Source organism: Microcystis sp. M113S1, assembly GCF_020246945.1.
GTDB lineage: Bacteria > Cyanobacteriota > Cyanobacteriia > Cyanobacteriales > Microcystaceae > Microcystis.
Genome location: NZ_JADBSA010000030.1, coordinates 1 through 5,874 on the forward strand (window position 1 = coordinate 1; position 5,874 = coordinate 5,874).

Genomic DNA, 5,874 nt, shown 5'->3' on the forward strand with positions numbered 1-5,874 from the left:
CAAGAATTTAACAGAATTTAGGCAATTTTTTCCCGAATATAACCACAAACAATTATATGGGGCAGTAGCAGGCATTGAAATCGAAGAAGGAGCGGATAAATATGCTTATCGTCAAGGTTTATTTGTCTTGGCACAAAGGGGTGAAAATGTAGCGATTCTTAACGATACTGAGTTTCAACCGAAAACGTGGTATAATCCTTAAACTTGTCTTTGGGAAAGTCCAGTGCAATTCTGGTACTGTGCCGCAACTGTAATCAAGTAAAAAGTAAAAAGAGTACATCTTCCCTTTTTCCTTGCGAGTCAGAATACCAATTACAAGCTTTTGATCGGTAGTATAGACAACTAATTTTCTAACTACTTCTCTGCGTCGCATGGAGAACAAACAACGGTGAATTGGTTAGTTGAAGCAAATGCTTGTCCCGGTTTATTTTATGGAACTGCTGCCCAGGATGGGTTTTTAATTCGTCTCCGCACCCCCGGTGGATGGCTCAATTCTCCACAGGGAAAAGCGATCGCCACTTGGCTCGAACAATGGCAGACGACAATACAAGTTACCAATCGGGCAAATCTGCAAATTCGCGGACTGCAAAAATCCCCCAGTTTAGAAGAATTTCAAACCCTGCAAAAATTAGGGTTAGCTGCCCATAATCCCAGTATCGATCATCTGCGTAACATCATGTCTAGTCCCACTGCCGGAATTGACTGCCAAGAATCGATCGATACTCGTCCATTAGTCCAAGAATTAGATAATTTTATCCAAAATTATCCATCAATTGCCGAACTAAGTCCTAAATTTAGTATCGGGATCGATGGCGGTGGTGCAGTGGGAATTGGTACTGGTTCAACTATGGCCTGGCAACACCGCTATAACGAGATTCAGCTATCGGCAATTGCCGTCAATAATCCGACAAATTTAACTTCTCTTGTTTGCTTTCGATTAGCACTCGCAGGAGATAAACAATTATATGACACGGACTTATTAATTGAGCCAGAAAACTGTTTAGCTGTGGTCAAAGCACTGGTAAAGGTTTATGTCGATTATGTTCAACAAAACCCTAATATCAAGGGTAAAAAACCTCGGATGAAACACCTGCTAAAAGATTGGGGATTAGCAAAATATCTCGAACAAGTTAACTCCCAATTACATCGGACTTCTACCGGCATAATACACCAGCAAAAATACCGGCAAGCTGCCCATTCTACTCAACCCTATTTTCATCTGGGAATTCATCCTCAAAAGCAACCCGGATTATCTTATATTGGTCTATCATTAAGATTAGGACAATTGACGGCTAATCAACTATGGGGATTAGCGGCACTATCAGAAACTTTTGGCAGTGGTCAGTTACGATTAACCCCTTGGCAGACTGTTATATTACCCGATATTCCCGATGAAAAAGTCTCAGAATTGTTGCCAAAACTGGCATCCTTAGGATTATCCGCTTCTCCCGGATGGGATGGGGGAATAGTTGCCTGTAGCGGTAAACCCGGTTGTGCAGCAGCAGCCACTGCAACTCAAATCCATGCTTCTCTCCTGGCAGATTATTTGCAGGAACACTTAACCTGTAATTCTCCTGTTAATATTCATTTGACAGGTTGTGCTAAATCCTGCGCTCAACCGGGACCGGCTGAAATTACCCTTTTAGGAACTACCATCGAGGAAAATGGCCAAATACTGGAAGCTTATCAAGTCTATGTGGGTGATAGTCAAAAATTCTTAGAAACACCCATATTTGAGGGAGAATTTGCCAAGATTCCCCCGCTCATAGCCCAAATTTTAAGCTCCCAAAAATCGAAAAATTTAGATAAATAGAATGGAATACATTAAGAATGGTGAGGAAATTTACCGCAAATCTTTTGCTATTATTCGGGCTGAAACTAACTGTCAAAATCTCCCCGATGATTTAGCTCATGTGGCGGTTCGTCTAATTCATTCCTGCGGGATGACAGACATAACAGAAGATTTAGAAGCATCACCGGACGCAGTTAAAATCGGACGAAATGCCCTCGCTGGGGGTGCAGCAATTCTCTGTGATTCTCAAATGGTCGCTAATGGCATTACCAAAGCGCGTTTACCTAAAAATAATCCGATTATTTGTACCCTCAATCATCCAGAAGTGACCGAGTTAGCACGGCAAATTAATAATACCCGCTCCGCTGCCGCTTTAGAACTTTGGCGACCTCATTTAGCTGGAGCGGTGGTAGCCATTGGTAATGCACCAACCGCACTTTTTCGCCTACTAGAATTGCTCGATCAAAATGTAGATAAACCAGCTTTGATTTTAGGCTTTCCCGTGGGATTTGTGGGAGCGGCAGAGTCGAAATTAGAATTAGCAACTAATAGTCGTGGTGTGCCATTTATTACCCTCCACGGACGTAGGGGAGGCAGCGCAATCGCCGCAGCAGCAGTCAATGCTTTAGCAAAAGAGAACGAATTATGAATGAATTAGGCAAACTTTATGGATTAGGAATCGGGCCTGGCGATCCCGAATTGTTGACGCTAAAAGCACACCGCATTCTCACAACTGTTCCGGTAATTGCTTATCCTACCTTAGAAAGTGGCAAAGTTTTGGCACGGGCAATTGTGTCGGATTTTATCCGTCCCGAGCAGATAGAAATTCCCATGCCTTTGCCTTTTAGTGTCGAGCGCAGTTCTCAACCTCATTATGATATTGCTGCCGAAAACATCGCCGAACATTTAAACTTAGGTCGAGATGTGGCGGTGCTATGTGTGGGCGATCCGATGTTGTATGGCACATTTATGTATATCTTTAATCGCTTGTGCGATCGCTTTTCAATTGAAGTCGTGCCGGGCATTTCTTCAGTGATGGCAAGTGCAGCAATGCTGGGTGTACCTATTACTTATCGAAATGACGTATTTAGTATCATGCCGGCTACTTTAGAGGCGGAAATATTGCGGGATCGCCTAGCATTTATCGATGCAGCGGCGATTATTAAATTAGGCAGACATTTCACTAAAGTTCGCAATATTCTCCAGGAATTAGGATTATTAGAACGCGCCCTCTACATCGAACGAGCAACCTTACCCAATCAGCAAATTATTCCGATTACCGAAATCGATCCAGAGGCTGTCACCTACTGGTCATTAATTCTGATTCCTAGTAAAACTAAACCCCAATAACGAAGGCAGGAGGCAGGAGGCCGTTTTTGTAACGGGGATTTATGCCCCGCTCCAAAAACTTTTCGCCTTAAGGCGAGGTTTTAGACCCGATTTTTTCAATAACTCTATAGAACCTATTTGGTATCTCTCTTGTGACGCTTCACGGGTAAGAATTACAGGTATTTTGGCTAATTCGCTCTAATCCATACTGGGTAAGGATTTTGGGAAAGATACCAAATGGACTCTATACGTTGCCGACAATTGCTTCAACGATATCGGTTTTCGTGTTGTGTGCGGTCTCTAGCAACCGAACAACTTCCCCCAGAAGATCAAGAACAACTTATTCACATTTTAAAAAAGTGAAAGACATTGACGAGGCTCAACAATACCTCAACAACTAATGGAAGGGATTCCGGCATGATTAAAATAAATTAAGGTCATCTGGCCGCAGTCAGTTTTAACCGACTGAAAGTATTACTTTATCTGAGGAGCTTTTCAAATTGACAGACGATCGCGTTTATTGGTTAGCATGGTCAAGTATTGCTGGAGTTGGGCCAATTTCCCTGAAGCGACTCTATCAGCATTTTGGCAGTGTCGCTGTGGCCTGGAATGCGTCCGATAGTGCGATCGCAGAAGTGGCGGGATTCGGCAAAAAGTTAATGGTAGGGGTACGGGAAGGGCGATCGCAAATTGACCCAGAAGCTCTTTTCGCCGAACATATCCAGAAAAACCCCTTTTTTTGGACTCCTAGCGACCCAGAATATCCCCGCTTTCTCTGGGAAATTCCCAGTCCTCCCCCCTTACTTTACTATCAAGGAAAGGTCAATTTAGAGGAAAATCAGGGAAATATCCCCACCGTCGCTATTGTGGGTACTCGTAACCCCACGGATCACGGCAGGCGCTGGGCGCGGCGCTTAAGTACCCTTTTGGCCCAACAGGGATTTACTATTGTTTCTGGTATGGCCGAAGGAATTGATGGAGAGGCACACCAAAGCTGTTTAAAAGCAGGGGGAAGGACGATTGCCGTCTTGGGAACGGGGGTCGATGTGGTTTATCCTAGTCGTCATCGGCAGCTACACGCGGACATCCAAAAGCAGGGTTTAGTCATTAGTGAACATCCTGCGGCAACGCAACCGAATAAAGCCCATTTTCCCAGTCGTAATCGCATTATCGCCGGTTTAAGTCGCGCGACGATTGTTATCGAGGCCCCCGAAAGGTCAGGCTCCCTGATTACGGCCAGTTATGCTAACGAATTTGGCGGCGATATCTATGCTTTACCCAATTCTCCCGATATTGCTGCCGCTAGGGGTTGTTTACAACTGATTCATCAGGGGGCGGAAATTATCGTTTCTGAGGAGAAATTATTAGAAATGTTGGGGGCAATTCCCACCACGAACCAATCCGCACCGGTTAATCTCTCCCCTTCACTCCCTCTAGAGACATCCCCGGTCGTTAATGCTCCTCCCCCACCGAATCTAGAACCTAGACTAGCACAAGTGTATCAGTTATTTGACAGAGATGCCCTGTTGTTTGACATTATTGTTCAAAAAATGCAAATCCCCACCTCAGAAGTGGCGGGGATCTTATTGGAATTAGAATTAATGGGTTTAGTGACTCAGTTACCCGGTATGCGTTACCAGAAAACCTAGTTAACTCCCAGGAGTTTATTTAGGGTGTTAGCTAAAGTGGTTTTCGGTACAGCCCCGACCACCATATCAACTTTTTGACCTCCTTTGAAGATCATCAGAGTAGGAATACTGCGAATCCCGTACTGACTAGCGATATTGGGGTTTTCGTCGGTGTTGAGTTTCACCACCTTGACTTGCCCTTCGAACTGTAGGGCAATTTCTTCGACAACGGGAGCCACCATTCGACAAGGACCGCACCAAGGAGCCCAGAAATCCACTAGGACAGGGTCGGCACTATCTAAAACTTCGTCTTTAAAGGTGACATCTGTAACGGCAGGAACCTCTGACATACTTAAGAAATCCTCTAGTAATCACGGTCATCTAGAATACGCAAAAATTCCATTCTAGAGATTCGTGGTGCGATGTTGACATTCCACTGGTGAAAAGGACGAGAACTAGCTCTAAATCCACTGTAGAGGCCTTAACTTGCATCAGAGGTAGCTTCTTGGATCAATTTCACAAGGGGCATTCTTGTATTTTATAACCCTAGAGGCTCTATTTTGACTTTTTTTTTGATAAAGTTTTGTAATATTGCCGGGGTCAGGGATGGGTGATGGCAGCCAGATAAAATTTTCTTGAAGAAAAACCCCAAAAGTCATCGATTTTATCTAGGCTTAACCTGAGTTTGATTTTGACATCCTCACCGCCGTAAACGGACGGTGATTCCCAAACCTCACGATTTAGGTTTCTGCTTCTTTCCCTTGCGGGGTTCCGCACCTGCCTTAACAGTTTTACTCTGTTCTGGTCTTATGGTCGCTCTACAGACTGACACCGCAAGTCCTGCGGCCAAAATATTTTTACTGGCGTTAATATCTCGGTCATGGTGTGTCCCACAGCTTGGACAGTCCCACTCTCGAACATTTAACGGCATTTTCTCAGCAATATACCCGCAATTACTACACCGCTTAGAACTAGGAAACCATCTATCTATTTCGAGGTAATTTCTCCCATACCAACGGCATTTATAGGCTAATTGTCGAGTGATTTCTCCCCAACTAACGTCAGATATTGCCTGAGATAATTTCGGGTTTTTGACCAGATTCTTGACGGCTAAGTTCTCAACCA

6 protein-coding genes, 1 pseudogene and 1 riboswitch are annotated in these 5,874 nt (G+C 44.2%); of the genes and pseudogenes, 5 read left to right on the forward strand and 2 right to left on the reverse strand.

The features are described from left to right. The 5 genes and pseudogenes from IM319_RS01810 to dprA form a co-directional block, all read left to right on the forward strand. A pseudogene (locus IM319_RS01810) lies at window positions 1-202 on the forward strand (DUF3782 domain-containing protein); the annotation flags it as partial. Next, window positions 173-331: riboswitch (cobalamin riboswitch) on the forward strand. It overlaps the preceding pseudogene by 30 nt. A 57-nt stretch (window positions 332-388) precedes the next feature. Then, a complete protein-coding gene (gene cobG / locus IM319_RS01815) occupies window positions 389-1,813 on the forward strand; it encodes a precorrin-3B synthase (protein WP_287734391.1) in 1,425 nt (474 codons plus the stop codon). 1 nt (window position 1,814) lies between these two features. Continuing rightward, entirely contained in the window at window positions 1,815-2,441 is a 627-nt protein-coding gene (locus tag IM319_RS01820; protein WP_287734392.1) for a precorrin-8X methylmutase, read from the forward strand. Continuing rightward, window positions 2,438-3,142, forward strand: coding sequence for a precorrin-2 C(20)-methyltransferase (gene cobI, locus IM319_RS01825; RefSeq protein ID WP_287686114.1), 705 nt, complete (start codon window positions 2,438-2,440; stop codon window positions 3,140-3,142). Before IM319_RS01820 ends, cobI begins: the two co-directional genes overlap by 4 nt. A 479-nt stretch (window positions 3,143-3,621) precedes the next feature. After that, window positions 3,622-4,770, forward strand: a complete 1,149-nt coding sequence (gene dprA / locus IM319_RS01830; RefSeq protein WP_287734393.1) for a DNA-processing protein DprA — start codon at window positions 3,622-3,624, stop codon at window positions 4,768-4,770. Here dprA and trxA read toward each other — a convergent pair. Both trxA and IM319_RS01840 read right to left on the reverse strand, forming a co-directional pair. Then, window positions 4,767-5,099 carry a thioredoxin gene (gene trxA, locus IM319_RS01835; RefSeq protein WP_287734394.1) on the reverse strand — a complete coding sequence of 111 codons (333 nt, stop codon included), beginning with the start codon at window positions 5,097-5,099 and terminating at the stop codon, window positions 4,767-4,769. The genes dprA and trxA overlap by 4 nt on opposite strands. A gap of 383 nt (window positions 5,100-5,482) precedes the next feature. Further along, window positions 5,483-5,874 (reverse strand): RNA-guided endonuclease TnpB family protein (locus IM319_RS01840; protein ID WP_287734395.1); only part of this gene is annotated, 392 nt, incomplete at its 5' end.

What these genes read in the sequence shown, in the direction of transcription:
- trxA (WP_287734394.1), bottom strand. Translation starts at nt 5,099, where the DNA reads ATGTCAGAGGTTCCTGCCGTTACAGATGTCACCTTTAAAGACGAAGTT.
- cobI (WP_287686114.1), top strand. Translation starts at nt 2,438, where the DNA reads ATGAATGAATTAGGCAAACTTTATGGATTAGGAATCGGGCCTGGCGAT.
- IM319_RS01820 (WP_287734392.1), top strand. Translation starts at nt 1,815, where the DNA reads ATGGAATACATTAAGAATGGTGAGGAAATTTACCGCAAATCTTTTGCT.